Genomic DNA, 17413 nt, shown 5'->3' with positions numbered 1-17413 from the left:
AGATATATTTGTAAATATCAACATTAGAACTTTAATAGACACTTGTCTATAAAATGCTTTTTATATTTTTAATCTTGTAAAAGTATAAAATTTGGACTATAATACGAAAAATGATTTTTGTAAAGGAGAAGTATGAGACATCTTTTAAACCCGTTGGATTTTTCTGTTGAAGAAACTAATAAGCTTTTGGAGCTTGCTATTGATATTGAAAACAACAGGGATAAGTATTCCAAAATTTGTGAAGGAAAAAAATTAGCAACTTTGTTCTATGAGCCAAGCACACGAACCAGACTTTCATTTGAAGCTGCTATGCTTAATTTGGGAGGTAGCGTACTTGGCTTTCATTCTGCCGACTCGTCATCTGCGGCAAAGGGCGAAAGTGTTGCAGATACTATCAGAGTCATCTCATCATATGCCGATATAGCGGCTATGCGTCATCCAAAAGAAGGTGCACCGCTGGTTGCAAGCAAGTTTTCTTCCATTCCGGTAATCAATGCAGGAGACGGCGGACATCAGCATCCTACACAGACACTTACAGACCTTCTTACAATCAAGAGACTTAAAGGAGATATAGCAAATCTTACTGTGGGTCTTTGCGGCGACCTTAAGTTCGGCAGAACTGTACATTCTCTTATCAACGCTCTTATAAGATATCCGAATATCAAATTTGTTCTTATTTCTCCGGAAGAGCTGAAAGTTCCCGACTATATCAGAGACGATGTACTTAAGGCCAACAATATAGAGTTTGACGAGGTAACCAACCTTGACGAGGCTATACCTGAACTTGATATACTCTATATGACCAGAGTGCAAAGAGAGCGTTTCTTCAATGAAGAGGACTATATCCGTTTGAAAGATACCTATATACTTGACAAGAAGAAACTCTCACATGCAAAGAAAGATATGTACATACTTCATCCACTTCCAAGAGTAAATGAAATCAGTGTTGAGGTGGATAACGACCCGAGAGCAGCATACTTTAAGCAGGCACAGTTTGGCGTATATGTAAGAATGGCTTTGATTCTCACTCTTTTGGAGGTAATATAATGTTAAATATAAGCGGATTAAGTGAAGGCGTGGTACTTGACCATATAGAGGCAGGTAAGAGCCTTGATATATACTATAATTTAGGACTTGACAAGCTGGATATCCCTGTTGCTATCATAAAGAATGCCAAGTCAAAAAAGATGGGTAAAAAAGATATCATAAAGATAGAGGGTGATGTGCTTAATTTGATTGACTTTGACGTAATCGGATATATCGACCACAATATCACAATCAATGTTATAAAAAATAATGCTATAGTTGAGAAAAAGACTGTTTCATTACCTGAGAAGATAACCAACATCATCAAATGTAAGAACCCGAGATGTATCACATCTATCGAGCAGGAGCTTCCTCATATCTTCTATCTTTCAGATAAGGAAAACGAGGTATATCGCTGTATCTACTGTGAAGAAAAGAGAAAAAAGAAAAAATAATTTGCTGTCAGGGTGGGGTACAATAACCCACCCTGACTTTATAATATACTACAAATATATTATCTTATTGGCTACATCTTCTACAAATCTCCTGTCATGTTCTACAAACACCAATGTAGGTTTTGACTCTTTTATAATTTCCTCAATCTGTATTCTTGAGATTACATCTATATAATTAAGTGGTTCATCCCATATAAATAAATGGGCAGGTTTTGACAGACTTATAGATAACAAAACCTTCTTTTTTTGTCCGTCGCTGTAATTTTGCATATCCGTCTCAAATAATTCTCTTGAAAAACCCAATTTTCTGAGAATGGTTTTACATAATGTTTCATCAGCCTCCATATTTTTAATATATTGAACAAGACTGCCATGTAAATCAGAAGTATTTTGAGGAATATAGGATATCTTAAGATTACTTGCCGGCTTTATTTCCCCGCTGTAGTTATTATTTAAACCCGATAAAATTTTAATCAATGTAGATTTTCCGCTACCGTTTTTGCCATATACAGCCAGTATATCTCCCCGCTTTATTTCAAAACTTAGATTGCTTAATATCTGCTTTTCTCCATAATATGCCGATAAATTGCTGACTGAGATTAGAGTATCTTTATGATGCTGTAAGCAATTAATCAATAAGCTTTCCTTTGTATCAATATCTTTTAATAATTTTTGTTTTGCTTCTATTGCCTTATTTTGCCTGTTTTCCAGATTTTTAGATTTCTTCATCATCTTTGCCGACTGATGCCCGATATATCCCTTATCAGGTTTTACACCTGATACCTTTACACCCTTTTTTGTTTTTTCAATCTTGTCCGACCAACTCTTGCTCTGCTTTGATGCTTCCCTTAATCTCTTGATATCTTTTTTTAGTCTCTCATTTTGGGTGATTTCAAAACTGTCTTTCATCATTTTATTTTCATACCATGATGTAAAATTTCCGGCTTGAACATCAATAGAGCTTCTATTGATAGAAATAACATGATTAATACATCCATCCAAAAAATCTCTATCATGTGATATAAGCAAAAAACCTTTTTTACTCTTTAAATATTCACTGACAATTTTTCTACCTTCAATATCCAAATGATTTGTAGGCTCATCAATAAGCAAAAAATCTTTTTCATTTGTAAATAAAACAGCCAGTAGAATTTTTGTCTGCTCCCCCTTAGACAAGGTTTCAAACTCTCTGTATATAAGAGATTCATCTATATATAATAAATTAAGCTCCCGCAAAAATCTCCACTCTCCCACATCTTTTGTCAGCTCCTTAAATAACTTTATGACGGTTTTTGATGTATCTGATATATCCGGTGGAAATTTGATAAATTCCACACTTTTACTTATTTCTCCTTTATACTCCTCCTCTCCCAAAAGTAATCTAAACAGAGTTGATTTCCCAATCCCGTTCCTGCCTATTAAACCGGTTTTCCAGTTTGTATCAAAATAAAATGTGACTTCTCCAAATATAGGATTTATATATCCGTAATATGAAAAAGTAAGATTTTCAATTTTAATTATCGACATACAAACACCCCTTTAAAAACTTTACTCGCTTAATATTATACTGTTATCAGATTTTATTTTCTATATCCCCTACTAACTCAAAACAGTATACAAAAATACCGGATTGACCTTCCAATCCGGCATCTTTATTTTATACCAATATAGCCTTCTTTATTTCAACCTTTTCCGGCAGTCCCTTTATCTCTCTTAGAATCTTCATGAACTCTTTGCCTGTTATTGTTTCCTTTGTTATAAGGAATTCAGCCAGCTTATCCATTACATCTCTGTTTTCACTGAGTATTCTAAGAGCTTCATCATAGCTGTTTTTAAGGATTCTCATTACCTCATTGTCTATTTCGGTAGCTGTAGTATCTCCGCAGTCAAGTACAGCTCTGCCTGAGAGATACTGGTTCTCAACCTTTGCAAGACCTATAAGGCCGAATCTCTCGCTCATACCGTATTGAGTAACCATGGCTCTGGCAATAGAAGTGGCCTTTTCAATATCATTTGAAGCACCTGTTGTCACAGACTCAAATACTATCTGCTCCGCCGCTCTACCTCCGAGAGTACTTACAATCATATCCTCAAGTTCTTTTTTAGACTTCAGATATGTCTCCTCCTCAGGCACATACATTACATAGCCCAAGGCTCCCATAGTTCTCGGTACAATGGTAATCTTTTGAACAGGTTCGGAGTTCTTTTGAAGAGCCGATATAAGAGCATGTCCCACCTCATGGTATGACACAATCCTTCTCTCTTCCTGATTAAGTACTCTGTCCTTTTTCTCCTTGCCGACAAGTACCACCTCTACGGCTTCAAAAAGGTCTTTTTGCTTTACAGCCTTTCTCCCCTTCTTTACAGCCAATATGGCAGCCTCATTTATCATATTTGCAAGGCTGGAACCTACCGCACCTGATGTTGCAAGTCCGATAGCCTCAAGGTCTACAGAGTCATCCATCAACACATCTTTTGAATGTACTTTAAGGATTGCAACTCTACCCTTAAGGTCCGGTCTTTCTACAATCACTCTTCTGTCAAATCTGCCCGGACGAAGCAGCGCCGGGTCAAGTATCTCAGGTCTGTTTGTAGCTCCGAGTACTATAAGTCCCTTGGAAGAGTCAAAACCGTCCATCTCTGAAAGAAGCTGATTGAGAGTCTGTTCTCTCTCATCATTTCCTCCTCCCATCCTTGAATCTCTACTCTTACCTATGGCATCTATCTCGTCTATAAAAATAATAGCAGGTGCCGCTTCCTGTGCCTGTTTGAATAGGTCTCTTACTCTTGAAGCACCTACACCGACAAACATCTCAACGAAATCTGAACCTGAGAGTGAAAAGAAAGGCACATCCGCTTCTCCGGCTACAGCCTTTGCAAGCAGGGTCTTTCCGGTTCCGGGAGGTCCTACCAAAAGAGCGCCCTTTGGAAGCTTGGCTCCAATCTTGGTATATTTCTCGGGATTGTGCAAAAAGTCGACTATTTCCGTCAAAGACTCCTTTGCCTCATCCTCACCGGCTACATCTTTGAATGTAATACCGGTTTCTTTTTGAACATATACCTTGGCATTGCTCTTTCCAACTCCCATGAATCCACCGCCGCCCATTCTCTTCATTAAGAAGTTCATCATGAGTACAAAGAATATAAACGGCAGAATAAAGCTTAAAAACGACAATATTGCGGAGGTGGTCTCAAACCTTTCCATAGTCGCAGGTACATTGGCGGCATAAAGTCTGTCAACCAATGTATCATCCTCTATTCTGACAGTCTTATAAACCGTCATTGATGAGTAATCCGAAAGATTAGGCTTAACCTTGATTTCAATAGAATTTGCCATCACCTTCACAGATTCAACCTTACCGTCATTTACCATTTTCATAAACTCGGTATAGGGTACTTCCTTTGTGGTAGCACTCTTTAACCTGCTTGAGAGCAGACTTACCGCAAAAAATGCAATGGCGGCCGCAATTATAAGTATTATTATCGTCCTGTTATTAAGGCCATTGGATTCATTTTTGTTTTTTTTATCCATACACTTCCTTTCTATTTTATTTTACTCTTATTATAATTTATAAGAGAACCTGCCTCTACGATGGATTTTTCGGCATCAGTCATTTCAGCGATGTTTAAACTGATTTCTTTTATATCATTACCTATTATATAGGCAGGAATTTTTGACATATCACCCCTTAGATGAGACTTGATATTCGGTACGAAGATATAATCTCCCACCTCGAAATCAGGTTCTGCATCCAAAAGGAAAGGCAGCATACCCCAGTTCATAACATTTGAACGGTATCTCTTTGTGGCATACTCTTTAGCAATATTTGCAAGTCCGCCTATTACTCTTTGACAACTTGCAGCCTGCTCTCTGGCAGAACCGTCACCCGGCTTCTTTGCATAAATCATGCTGCCTATCTCGGTATTGTTTGCAACTATATTTGAAAAGCCTTCAATTGTCTTTATCTTATCAAACACATCGGCTAATTCGGCATTGTCCCTTAAAATGTCGGCTCCGCTTCTTCTTGCCTTCTCTATAACATCCACCTTCTTGCTTCTGCCTACATATTCAGGATCTCTTCTTGAAAGTGTAAACTCCGCAAGTCCAAGCGGATTGGATCTGTATGAAGATGTCTCACCTGAAGGTATAAGCTCATCTGTAGTTGTAACATCATCAAGTATCTTTGAGCAGACTTTTAAAAGTATATTGTCTGTAAGTGCAGTCATCTCAGGCCAGTCCTTGATATTAGGGCCGTATACCAGATTGCTGTCCTCATGTGCATTACCGAATCCGTTATATACTCTGTTTTTGTATATCGTATCATCATAGTGGTACTCAGGCACAACATAGTCATCGGCATACTCTGTAGCAGTTGTTAATATACCTTTATTTCTTGCAGTCGCCGCTACAGACCTTGCGTCCATAAGCGCTACAGCGGACATCTGTCCTGAACCCGGCTTTGAACCCTCTCTGTTAGGGAAGTTTCTTGTAGTATGTCTTATTGACAATCCGTTGTTTGCAGGTGTATCCCCCGCACCGAAACAAGGACCGCAAAAAGCCGTCTTTACAACGGCGCCGCTCTCCATAAGGTCCGCTACCGCACCATTTCTTGTAGTCTCTATAAATACCGGCTGTGATGAAGGATATACATTTAAGTTAAACTCATCAAATCCTGTACTATGTCCCTTTAAAATATGTGCGGCTTCCATTACATTTGAATATGTACCGCCTGCACAACCGGCTATGATACCCTGTGATACACGAAGCTTTCCGTTCTCGATTTTATCGACAAGCTTTAAGCCCTTTCCGGCCTCTCCGCCAATCTTTACCGCCTCAACTTCGACCTCATGCAACAAATCTTCCAAGTTTTCATTAAGAGTATCTATCTCATAAACATTGCTCGGATGGAAAGGCAATGCAATCATAGGCTTTATTGTGGAAAGATCTACATATACCACTCCGTCATAGTATGTCACATCTGCAGGCTTTAACTGTTTGTAATCACCGACTCTTCCGTGCACACTTAAAAACTTCTTTGTATCCTCATCTGTCTCCCAAACGGATGACAGACAGGTGGTCTCGGTAGTCATTACATCCACACCATTTCTGTAATCTGTAGTCATAGACGCGATTCCCGGTCCTACAAACTCCATTATCTTGTTCTTTACATAACCGTTTTTGAACACCGCACCAATAATTGCAAGTGCGATATCCTGCGGTCCTACACCTGCCTTCGGTGCTCCCTCCAGATAAATTGCAATTATTTCAGGTCTGTTTACATCATAAGTATCCTGCAAAAGCTGTTTTACAAGCTCTCCGCCGCCTTCACCTATAGCCATTGTTCCGAGAGCGCCGTATCTGGTGTGTGAATCCGAACCCAGTATCATCTTGCCGCAACCTGCAAACGCCTCTCTCATATACTGATGAATTACCGCTATATGAGGAGGTACATATATTCCGCCATACTTTTTTGCAGCGGAAAGTCCGAACATATGATCGTCTTCATTTATAGTTCCGCCTACTGCACAAAGTGAATTGTGACAATTGGTCAAAACATAAGGTAGCGGAAATTTTTCCATACCGCTTGCCTTGGCTGTCTGTATTATTCCTACAAAGGTAATATCATGTGAAGCCATAGCATCAAACTTAAGTCTGAGCTTGTCCATATTTCCCGATGTATTGTGAGCCTTCAATATATTATAAGCAATACTTCCCTTTCTTGCCTCTTCCTTATCTATCTCTTTTCCTGTAACCGATTTTATTTTATCTTTATCATTTTCTTCAATAAGTGTATTACCGTTTATTAAGTAAGCACCGCCATTGTATAATTTAACCATATTTCCTCCTAGTTTTCTACAATAGTATATCCTATCAAAAAGTTATTTTCAAGGCTGTTGATTTTATCTTAAAAATCAAAATGAGGGCATTGCCCTCATTTATGATACGGTTCATTATTTCTTATTCTGTATGCTCTGTATATCTGCTCAAGCAATATAACCCTCATCAGCTGATGCGGAAAGGTCATATCCGAAAAACTCAGCCTTTCATCGGCTCTCTTAAGTACACTCTCGTGAAGTCCTAAAGATCCTCCTATAACAAATGTGAGGTTCCCCTTTGACAAGATGTCATAATTTTCCATCCTCTTTGCAAAACTTTCCGAGGTATACTTCTTACCGTCAATTGCAAGAACCACCACATAGCTGTTGTTAAGCTTTGATAAGATACGCTCCGCCTCAATCTGTTTTATCTTATCTTCCTCAGATGCACTTGCATTTGCATGAGTCTTTTCATCCTTTACCTCTGTAATACTCAGTTTCACATACCTTGAGAGTCTCTTTACATATTCATCTATGGCATCTCGATAAAATTTTTCTTTAATACTGCCCACCACAACTATATTTATATTCATAACTATTCCTTAAAATAGTATCCCACACCCCATTTGGTATGGATATACTTAGGCTCGCTCGGATTCGGCTCAATCTTTTCTCTAAGTCTTCTCACATGTACATCCACAGTCCTTACATCACCTGCCTCATGCAATTTATTGCCCCAAACAATATTTAAAAGCTGTTCCCTTGAATACACCTTGTCAGGATTTTGAGTAAGCAACTCCAAGATATCAAACTCCTTTGCGGTAAGGTTGACTTCCTTTCCCTTTTCAAAGACTCTTCTGCTGTCAAGGTCAAGCTTCAAGTCGGACACCTCTATTATTCTGTCGTTTTTATCTGCCGCCTTTGACTTTTTTGAATTTCTTCTTATTATAGCCTTTATCCTTGCCTTGACCTCAAGTATGTTGAAAGGCTTTGTGATATAGTCGTCGGCACCGTATTCAAGCCCCAGTATCTTATCCATATCGGTGCCCTTTGCGGTCAGCATAATAATGGGCATCTCCGAAAACTCTCTTATAGCCTGACAGACTTCCATACCGTCCATCTCAGGCAACATTACATCCAAAAGCACTATATCATATTCTTTTTCCTTAGCCATTCTTAGAGCTTCTTTACCGTCATAGGCCACATCCACCTCGTAGCCGTCCTGCTCCAAACTGAACTTAATCCCTTTGACTATCAATTTTTCATCATCTACAACAAGTGCCTTATTCATCATTAACTCCTAATTTATACAAATCTTATCTTTAATCTTATTAAATGCCGCCTCTTTTATTCCGGATATATTCATTATATCCTCAGGAGATGAAAAAGCTTTTGACTTTCTATATTCTATTATGGAATCGGCCTTTCTCTCTCCTATACCCGGCAAACACATAAGCTCTTCCTTAGTTGCGGTATTGATGTTTACAAGTGCAACACCTTGCGAATCTTTTGCTTCATCCACAGGCATTTGAAAACTTTCACTCTCAACCTCATCCACACTTGGAATAACTATATGTTCGCCGCCTTCAAGCTTTTTTGCCAGGTTTACATAATCCTTGCAGGCTCCCTCGCTGAAACCGCCCGCCATCTTGACAGCTTCATTTATGATGGAGCCTTTCTTTAATGTATACACATCCGGATTATTCACACAGCCCGAAACAAATACATCAATATACTCTTCTACAGCGGTAGTCTCAAGCACACTCTCTTCTAAAGAAGCTTCACTGATTTCTTCTAAGGTCTCAATATCCGCTTTTTCAAATTTGATATCACTTTTATCTTTACAAGCAGTAAGCAAAAAGCATAAAAACATCAGCAAAAATATCTTTTTCATAGCTCTCCTTTCAGACAGCCATGTAAGTATAATTCTATTCTAGCAAATTACAAGTTAAAAACAAGTATCTAAAATATTAAGTTATTATTTCATATCTTAACTTGTTAATTTTAAGATTTGTTTTTTGCCGCTATCAAAAGATGCTCTGCCAATACGGATGTCGTCACCGCTCCCACACCTTTAGGAACAGGTGTAGCCATAGCGGCATTGACTACATTGGATAAATCCACATCGCCACAGAGCTTACCGTCCACAAAGTTGATTCCTACATCGATGACAATCGCATTATCCCCTATGTACGCCTCATTTATCATCTTTGCCTTGCCTACCGCCACTATAAGCACATCGGCATTTTTGCAGACTTCTTTCAGATTTTTTGTCTTTGAGTGGCAGATTGTAACTGTAGCATTTTTACTGAGCGCCATCATAGCCACAGGCTTACCTATGACCATACTTCTTCCCACTACAACAACATTCTTACCCTCCAGCTCTATATTATTGCTCTCAATAATCTTCATTACAGCCTTAGCGGTACATGGCGCAAATCCGTCCTTCTCACCGGCAAAAATCTTTGCTATATTCTTGTATGAAATACCGTCCAGGTCCTTTTTTTCATCCAGCGCGTCAATCACCTTTTTTTCATCTATATGCTTTGGAAGAGGTCTGAAAAGAAGTATTCCGTCAATATTTTTATCGGCATTTATCTCTTTAAATTCATCCAAAAACTCATCCGATGAGATACTTTCGTCAAACTCAAATACCTTGGTATTCAATGAGAGCGACTCCATCTTCTTGATTGCACCCTTTTCGTATGAAAGGTCTGCAGGATTTGCTCCGATTCTTACTATGCCGAGAGTGGGAGTATATCCGTTTAAGCTTTTTTTCATACTTTCAATCTCTTCTTTTATAACATTTGCAGTATCCGCTCCGTATAGTAAAATCATAAAAGTACCTCCAACACTGTTCTGTATATAATGTCGGCTTTTTTTATATTGCTTTCAAGCAACTCACTTGCTTCGTCCAAAAGCTCTCCGGCAAGTTTTCTGTCTTTCATATATTTTAAGTTTATAACCACATTCATCATAGCTCCGCCTACTGTACTTCTAAGCAAACTTACAGCCACTCCGGCATCGGAAACTGCAAGCTTTGAGCCGTTCTTAGCCAAAAACTCAATGTCCGATAACATCTCTCCTGCTTCCTTCATAACTTCAAGTGGCGCCATGGCCGCATCGTATAAAAGCTTTTCCATTTTCTTTTCATGCTCCGCTCTTTCAATTTCATCCTTAGGCTTAAAACCGTAAGCCTGTGACAGCGGATAAAAGACCTCGGCATCCTTGTCGGCAAGCTTTATAAAGTTCTCCATATGAGAATTCATGCTTTCAAGTATTTTCTTTACATCATCTTCTACAACAATATAGCTTTTTTTGCCTACAGTCAGATTGCAGACCATACTTGACAATGCCGCAGATAATGCACCTGCAACTGCACTTGCACCGCCTCCACCCGGTACAGGTGATTTTGATGCCAACTCTTTTAAATATTCATCTATCTTATAACTTCCTGTATTCATTATGTCCATCCTTTCCACACATCAGGTGTATAACCTACAGTCGCTTCTTTTCCGTTTCTTACTATAGGCAGTTTAAGTACCTGCTGATTCTCTAAAATCTTAGGGATTTTATCTTCTTGTGAAAGATATTTTATAAGTGTCAAAGTCTCAAGATCCTTGCACTTTTCATCCAGCATATTTTCAAATCCTCCTACAGCCTGCATAACTGAGTTAAACTCTCCTTTTGAAAGTCCCTTTTCTTTCATATCTACAAGCTGAAACTTTATATTTCTCTCCTTAAAAAATCTTACAGCCTTCTTCGTATCTGAAGACTTATTTGTACCAAATATTTGTATATTCATTTTTTCTCCGAAATACTAATAAGAAAGACCCTTATTGGGGTCTTGTCTTTATCTTTTTCTTATTTAACCATAAAAGCAGTCCTATATATGCCGCATAAAAAATTCGCAATTTGCCTTTAAATGAAATATCCACTTCTATAATCTCATCGTAAAACATCGGTATAATCTCAAAACCATCCTCATAAAGCGGATAAAATACAGCCAGAATTTCAAGCACCTGACCGGTAACAGACGGATCCTCAAAACCGAACTTAAAGTAACCTGATATTTTCCTTGGCAGTACATGAACTATAATCTTTTTTACTTTTTCAAGCATCTTCATAAAGATAAGCTTATTTTCGTCATTTGTGATAATATAGTGAATATCTTTCACCTTTTCCAAAATCTTTTCAGGCAGACTCTTATTTTTCTTATCCGTCTTTTTATTTTTAGCTTTTTTTACCGCCTTGGAATGCTTTTTTTCCTGTTTATTAAGCTCATCCGCTTTAACAGGTGGTGTGTTTTGTGTATCTTTTTTATGTTCTTTTACTTCTTTTACATTATCACCTTTTAAAGAAGCACTTTTCCCTTTGTTTTCATCTTTCTTTGATAAACTTTTTTCTTCAGTTTCTTTTTCAAAATTATCTTTATTGTCGGAGTTTATCTTTTGTTCATCATTTGAATCTTCCTTGTTGGAAAATAAAGTGAAAAACCAAGCCACCCTTGCACTTATATCAAGCTCATCCTTAAACTTAAGCGAGATATTAAGAAATTTAAAAAACCAGGTAACACTCAAATCTATATCCGGTACTTTTTTAAAATAAATTTTACCTTTATATCTTACCGGAATAAAAAGCACCATCAAAACAATAAGCAGCGCGAGTGCAATCAAAGCGAGGATAATAATACCGATAACTTTTAATATAGTAAGTAATACGCCTATCATCCTTCCTCCGATTTTAAAAAACTGTGATATTCAAAATCACCTCTTGTTTTATAGGTATCTTCAACTATTTTTGAAATAAGCTCAATTCCCGATTTTTTGCCCAGAGCAAGCCCGACTATATAAGCATTTGTATCCTTATAGCTGTTTAAAAAAACGGCATTATGCACCAGTGTAAGCTTGTCTTCTCCTTCAAGAAATACAACCAGATGTAATAAAAAAGAGGTTTTATTAAGCTTTACGTATCTCATATATTTTCTATAGTCATTCTTTATATCTGAAGACAGATATAAATTTTTTGAAAATACCATATATACCTCACTTAAATAAAGTCTGCTAAGAACAATACTCCAAAATACACTTTCTAAGCAATCCGAGTGCAGAGATAACTGTCTGCTCCCTGACATTTGCTCTGTCGCCTGTGAATCTGAACTCTTCCACATGGACATTATTCTTTACACATACTCCAATATATACCAATCCTACAGGTTTTTGTGCAGTGCCGCCGTCAGGTCCGGCAATACCTGTTACTGAAATACTTACATCACTGTCCGCTTCAAGAGCTGCACCAAGTGCCATCTCTCTTGCAGTCTGAGCACTTACGGCACCGTATTTTTTCAGTGTCGCCTTATTTACTCCCAAAGTTTTTCTTTTAGCCTTGTTTGTATATGTAATAAATCCCTCTTTGTATACATCAGATACTCCCGGAACATTTATTATTCTTCCTGCCAAAAGTCCTCCTGTACACGACTCTGCGGTAGATATGGTAAGTTCATTCTTTTCAAGCAAACTTACCACACTCATCTCAAGCGACTTTTTCTCCTTTGTGGAATAAATATAGTTTCCAAGTCTTTTCTTTATTTCCTTTGAAACAGGCCTTATAATATCCTTTGCTTCATCTTCCGTATCCGCATCCGCTGTAAGTACTATATAAGTTTTAGAATCAAAAGGCTTTATTTCAATATCCAAATCTTCATTGTCCATTAAGTCTGAAATATCGGCTCTTATTTCTTTTTCGGTTATTCCAATGAGTTTTATTGTTTTATTTCTTGTAACTGTATCCATTTTGTCTCCTTTATAAATACATCTATTTACTGCTCATTATAACACTCTTATTCTTAATAATATACTCACATAGTGAAAATACTGTAAGGAAAAGCATCAGTACAATAAAAACATTTGTTACAATGCTTAGCTGCTCTAAATTGATAATAAGTAAAATAACGGTAATCATCTGCACAACGGTCTTTAACTTACCTGACATTGCAGCCGCTATAACAACCCCGTTGTCCGATGCTACAAGTCTAATACCGCTTATAATAAACTCTCTTGCTATAACTATCAGCACTACTACAGAGCTCAACTGTCTAAGTTCCACAAAACAAATAAGTCCCGAACATACAAGTACCTTATCCGCCAGCGGATCCATAAACTTGCCGAAGTCCGTAATAAGATTATACTTTCTTGCAATCATACCGTCCAAAGTGTCTGTAATTGCCGCAACGGCAAATATAATCAGGGCGACAATCCTAAAGTTGTAGTACTCACCGCCTTTATATAACAGACTTGCCACAAAAAAAGGTATCAATAATACTCTCAAAACTGTCAATTTGTTAGGCAAATTCATAGTGCATCTCCTATTAAATCATACTCTGATGAACCTGTAATAAGCACATCACAAAAGTCTCCGGACATATATTCCCTGTCAGTGTTTACAAATACATATCCGTCCACTCCCGGTACATCCATATATGTTCTTCCCAAATATACATTTTCTTCGGGAAGTTTGCCTTCAATAAGTACCTTGAATGTCTTTCCGACCTTTTCTTGCAGATTTTTTTGTGAGATTTCCTGCTGAACTCTCATTATTCTGTCTCTTCTGGCCTCTTTTTCGTCCTCATCTATCTGATTGTCAAATCCTGCCGCAACGGTATCTTCCTCTTCGCTGTATGTAAAGACTCCAAGTCTTTCAAATTTCATCTGCTTTATAAAATCAACTACAGTATTGACATCTTCCTCGGTTTCACCCGGAAAACCTGCTATAATTGTGGTTCTGAGAGTGATATCCGGTATGTTTTTTCTAAGCTTACCTATAATATTTACCAAGTCGTCATGTGTAGTTCTTCTTGCCATTCTCCTAAGGATATTGTCGGAAGCATGCTGTATCGGAATATCCAGATATTTACATACCTTATCCTCTTTTGCAATAACATCTATCAGCTCATCCGTAATCTCTTCAGGATAGCAATAAAGTATTCTGATCCACTCGATACCGTCTATCTTAGCAAGTTCCTTTAAAAGCTTCGACAAAGTCTTCTCTTTGTAGAGGTCCACTCCGTATAAAGTAGTCTCCTGTGCCACCAAAATAAGCTCCTTTATTCCTTGTGAAGCAAGGTCCTTTGCCTGTATTATAAGGTCCTCAAGCGGATAACTTCTGTAATTTCCCCTAAGTGAAGGTATAATACAGTAGGTACAATTTTTATTACAACCTTCTGCAATCTTTAAATATGCATAATATCCGCCTGTAGAATTTTTCCTCTTTTTTGAAATTGACGGCAATCTGTCAAGATCCAAAAACTCATTCTTTATCTCACCGCCAAGTACATCTTCCACAGTTTCCACAATCTTATCAAAACTTGAAGTACCAAGCAACGCGTCCACCTCAGGAATCTCTTTTATTATCTCATCCTTATATCTTTGTGCAAGGCAACCCGTAACTATAAGCGCCTTCAGATTGCCCTCCTCTTTCAGTCTTGCCGCCTCAAGTATAGCATTGATACTCTCTTCCTTTGCAGACTGTATAAAGCCGCAGGTATTTATTATCATTACCTCAGCTTCTTCATCAATATCCGTATATTCAAAACCTTTTTCGTTCATCAGACCCAGCATCATTTCCGAGTCAACCGTATTTTTGTCACATCCCAGTGACACCATCGACATTTTCATAAAAACCTTTCAAAAACTAATAAAAAGCCATCATGAAAATGATGGCACATTAAAATGATTCTTAAGCTTCGTTATTAGGATCATCGTTTGTTATTCTTACTTTTTGTTCAAACAGTTCCTCGACAGCAATAGAAAGCGGCTTCTTACCGTCAGCCTTTACCTCAGGTATCTCACCGTCAATGATCTGTCTTGCTCTCTTTGCACTGGCAATAACTATTGAATATCTGCTCTGTACTACAGGTGCCTCACCCGGATCCACGTCTGAGTTTGCAACATTGATAAGTTCACTATATGATGGGTGTAACATTTATTTTTCCTCCAAAAACATTGTCTTTAAGTCTTTTTCTATCTTTTCTATGAAATTTTTGCTGTCCACTTTTAAGTTACCATGGCTTTCAATGATATGATTTAATTCTTTAACCGCTTTTTCCAAATCGTCATTTATAAGTATATAGTCGTACTTACACATACAACCTGCTTCCCAAGCGGCCTGCTTTAATCTGGCCTTTATATCATTCTCACATTCGGTTCCGCGATTAACAAGCCTGTCCTTTAGCGTGTTTGCATCAGGCGGAGTTATAAAAATCAGCATTGCATCAGGATACTTTTCCTTGACCTTCAGTGCTCCCTGCACCTCTATCTCAAGTATAACATTCTTTCCGCTTTTTCTTTGCTCTAAAACATAATCCCTAGGTGTTCCGTAGTAATTATTGCAAAACATGGCATATTCTATAAGCTCATCACCTGCAATAAGTTTTTCAAACTCTTCTTTGCTTCTAAAAAAATATTCTCTACCTTCTTTTTCCCCTTTTCTCGGAGGCCTTGTAGTGGCAGAAATCGACAAGGCATAATTATCATATTCCGACATGAGCTTTTTCATCAGAGTACCTTTCCCTGAACCTGAAAAACCCGATACAACAACTAATATTCCGTCAGCCATACTCCCTCTATTCTATGTTTTGAATCTGTTCTCTTATTTTCTCTATTTCCGTTTTAAGTATTATAGCATAGTTAGCTATATTTATGTCTGTAGATTTCGAAAGAATGGTATTGGCCTCTCTGTTCATCTCCTGAGCAAGGAAATCAAGTTTTCTACCTATGCCGGTATCCAATTTCATCTCATCATTCATAGCCTTTATATGGCTAAAAAGTCTTACAACTTCCTCATCTACACATATTTTATCTGCAAACAAAGTCACCTCCGTTGCGATTCTGTTCTCCTCAATACTTGCTCCGCTTAAAAGCTCATTGACCTTTAAGGTAAGTTTACTCTTATACTCTTCCAAAACTTGCGGGTATCTTTCCTTAATATTATCTGCGGTATCTGTCAAAAGCTCAAGTTTGGAATTTATATCTGTAAAGAGTTTCTCACCCTCCGACTCTCTTGTACTTAAGAACACTTTACAAGCCTCTTCCAATACTGTAAAGAGTTGACTTTTTACCCTCTCTTCGTCCAGTTTGGGTTCATCAATACTGATAACATCCGGAAGTGTCAAAAGATGTGACACTTTCAAATCATCAACAATCTTATAATCTTTGCAAAGTTCCAAGCCTATATCAAGGTATTTCTTTACTATATTTTTATTCAGATATACTCCACTTGCCTTGTCCTTAAAGTCCAGATAATTTATAAAAAGGTCTACTTTTCCCCTTGAGACATATTTTTTTATAATATTTCTTATCTCAGCTTCAAAGGGAAAAAATCTTCTCGGCATTTTTATATTCAGATCCAGATATCTGTGGTTCACAGACTTAATCTCTACAGACAATTTATAATCATCAGTTATCTCTTCGGCTCTTCCAAAGCCTGTCATACTCTTTATCAATGTTTTATCTCCATTCAGTTTATGACATTTACACTTGATTATACTTTTTTATTTCGGTCAAGTCAAGGAAGGGGAACAAACTTATTTATTTCCCTAGGGTGAAAAGTTTATTTCCAATATATACTTGAAATAGAAAAAGACAGGATTTTTTCAAACCTGTACTCCCTATCTTCGCTTGCCTTAAGAATCTTTTCTATATTTCCTTCTCTTACTAAAATACCGTTTAGCCTGAACACTAAATCTTCACCTTACTCTACACTCAGTATCCTACCTTCTTCTCTACCGAACAAAATGCCCTTTTTAACTCCGATTCCCTCTATTTTATCCAATGCCTCACACATTGCCACATTTCTCCATTTTAACTTGATTTTTGTGTTGCATACTCATTTTTATGCTCACACACATTATATCACAAGTATTTAATACTTTATAAATTTACTACATAAAATAATGATAAATCTATCTCTAAACTCCAGTTACTTACTGTCTCTTAGTATTTTCTATCTTATATCTATTCAATAAAAAAGAAATAGAAAATGCTGTCATATTTTTTATAAAAGTATGTCAAGCATAAATGATTATGTCCTAAAATAATTATTTTATAAGCCCCACAAAA

General features: G+C 37.4%; 19 protein-coding genes. 2 read left to right on the top strand and 17 right to left on the bottom strand.

Translation table 11 applies throughout. The annotated features are described in order from the left end of the window. Nucleotides 1-132 precede the first annotated feature (132 nt). Nucleotides 133-1047 (top strand): aspartate carbamoyltransferase, encoded by a 915-nt coding sequence (gene pyrB / locus ACO6FI_RS04475; protein WP_485456295.1) that lies wholly within the window; start codon nt 133-135, stop codon nt 1045-1047. Continuing rightward, complete coding sequence (locus tag ACO6FI_RS04470) at nt 1047-1481, top strand: aspartate carbamoyltransferase regulatory subunit (protein WP_485456294.1); 435 nt, start codon at nt 1047-1049, stop codon at nt 1479-1481. The genes pyrB and ACO6FI_RS04470 overlap by 1 nt, the downstream gene beginning before the upstream one ends. 48 nt (nt 1482-1529) lie before the next feature. Here the strand turns inward: ACO6FI_RS04470 and ACO6FI_RS04465 are convergent, their stop codons facing one another. From ACO6FI_RS04465 to ACO6FI_RS04385, 17 genes are all read right to left on the bottom strand, one after another. Beyond that, complete coding sequence (locus ACO6FI_RS04465; protein ID WP_485456293.1) at nt 1530-3008, bottom strand: Lsa family ABC-F type ribosomal protection protein; 1479 nt, start codon at nt 3006-3008, stop codon at nt 1530-1532. 130 nt (nt 3009-3138) lie between these two features. Next, nucleotides 3139-5013 carry an ATP-dependent zinc metalloprotease FtsH gene (ftsH, locus tag ACO6FI_RS04460; RefSeq protein ID WP_485456292.1) on the bottom strand — a complete coding sequence of 625 codons (1875 nt, stop codon included), beginning with the start codon at nt 5011-5013 and terminating at the stop codon, nt 3139-3141. Between the two features lie 11 nt (nt 5014-5024). After that, nucleotides 5025-7319, bottom strand: coding sequence for a hydratase (locus ACO6FI_RS04455; protein WP_485456291.1), 2295 nt, complete (start codon nt 7317-7319; stop codon nt 5025-5027). Between the two features lie 95 nt (nt 7320-7414). Beyond that, nucleotides 7415-7891, bottom strand: a complete 477-nt coding sequence (gene rlmH, locus ACO6FI_RS04450; protein WP_485456290.1) for a 23S rRNA (pseudouridine(1915)-N(3))-methyltransferase RlmH — start codon at nt 7889-7891, stop codon at nt 7415-7417. A 2-nt stretch (nt 7892-7893) separates the two neighbouring features. After that, nucleotides 7894-8589: a response regulator transcription factor gene (locus ACO6FI_RS04445; protein ID WP_040457947.1), complete on the bottom strand. Its 696-nt coding sequence runs from the start codon at nt 8587-8589 to the stop codon at nt 7894-7896. Nucleotides 8590-8598: 9 nt separating this feature from the next. Continuing rightward, on the bottom strand, nt 8599-9192 hold the full coding sequence (locus tag ACO6FI_RS04440) for a helix-hairpin-helix domain-containing protein (RefSeq protein ID WP_485456289.1): 594 nt from the start codon (nt 9190-9192) through the stop codon (nt 8599-8601). A 110-nt stretch (nt 9193-9302) separates the two neighbouring features. Next, nucleotides 9303-10136: a bifunctional 5,10-methylenetetrahydrofolate dehydrogenase/5,10-methenyltetrahydrofolate cyclohydrolase gene (locus ACO6FI_RS04435; RefSeq protein ID WP_485456288.1), complete on the bottom strand. Its 834-nt coding sequence runs from the start codon at nt 10134-10136 to the stop codon at nt 9303-9305. After that, nucleotides 10133-10762, bottom strand: a complete 630-nt coding sequence (locus tag ACO6FI_RS04430) for a cyclodeaminase/cyclohydrolase family protein (RefSeq protein WP_485456287.1) — start codon at nt 10760-10762, stop codon at nt 10133-10135. Before ACO6FI_RS04430 ends, ACO6FI_RS04435 begins: the two co-directional genes overlap by 4 nt. Next, complete coding sequence (locus ACO6FI_RS04425; protein ID WP_274969618.1) at nt 10762-11103, bottom strand: arsenate reductase family protein; 342 nt, start codon at nt 11101-11103, stop codon at nt 10762-10764. Before ACO6FI_RS04425 ends, ACO6FI_RS04430 begins: the two co-directional genes overlap by 1 nt. Nucleotides 11104-11134: 31 nt before the next feature. Then, nucleotides 11135-12028, bottom strand: coding sequence for a hypothetical protein (locus ACO6FI_RS04420; protein WP_485456286.1), 894 nt, complete (start codon nt 12026-12028; stop codon nt 11135-11137). After that, nucleotides 12025-12336: a hypothetical protein gene (locus tag ACO6FI_RS04415; protein WP_485456285.1), complete on the bottom strand. Its 312-nt coding sequence runs from the start codon at nt 12334-12336 to the stop codon at nt 12025-12027. Before ACO6FI_RS04415 ends, ACO6FI_RS04420 begins: the two co-directional genes overlap by 4 nt. Before the next feature lie 25 nt (nt 12337-12361). Then, nucleotides 12362-13090 (bottom strand): nicotinamide-nucleotide amidohydrolase family protein, encoded by a 729-nt coding sequence (locus ACO6FI_RS04410; protein ID WP_485456284.1) that lies wholly within the window; start codon nt 13088-13090, stop codon nt 12362-12364. A 22-nt stretch (nt 13091-13112) separates the two neighbouring features. Then, a complete protein-coding gene (gene pgsA, locus ACO6FI_RS04405) occupies nt 13113-13652 on the bottom strand; it encodes a CDP-diacylglycerol--glycerol-3-phosphate 3-phosphatidyltransferase (RefSeq protein ID WP_485456283.1) in 540 nt (179 codons plus the stop codon). Continuing rightward, complete coding sequence (gene rimO, locus ACO6FI_RS04400; RefSeq protein WP_485456282.1) at nt 13649-14971, bottom strand: 30S ribosomal protein S12 methylthiotransferase RimO; 1323 nt, start codon at nt 14969-14971, stop codon at nt 13649-13651. The genes pgsA and rimO overlap by 4 nt, the downstream gene beginning before the upstream one ends. Nucleotides 14972-15032: 61 nt before the next feature. Beyond that, complete coding sequence (gene rpoZ / locus ACO6FI_RS04395) at nt 15033-15278, bottom strand: DNA-directed RNA polymerase subunit omega (RefSeq protein ID WP_008751277.1); 246 nt, start codon at nt 15276-15278, stop codon at nt 15033-15035. After that, the gene (gene gmk / locus ACO6FI_RS04390) at nt 15279-15911 is read right to left on the bottom strand and encodes a guanylate kinase (protein WP_485456281.1); all 633 of its coding nucleotides are present in this window, start codon (nt 15909-15911) and stop codon (nt 15279-15281) included. It lies immediately after the preceding gene. Between the two features lie 7 nt (nt 15912-15918). Continuing rightward, entirely contained in the window at nt 15919-16797 is an 879-nt protein-coding gene (locus ACO6FI_RS04385; RefSeq protein WP_485456280.1) for a YicC/YloC family endoribonuclease, read from the bottom strand. Nucleotides 16798-17413 lie beyond the last annotated feature (616 nt).

The organism is Lachnoanaerobaculum sp., from assembly GCF_057250505.1.
Note: the sequence above shows the minus strand (reverse complement) of the source record. Positions and strands in the feature narration are given on the sequence as shown.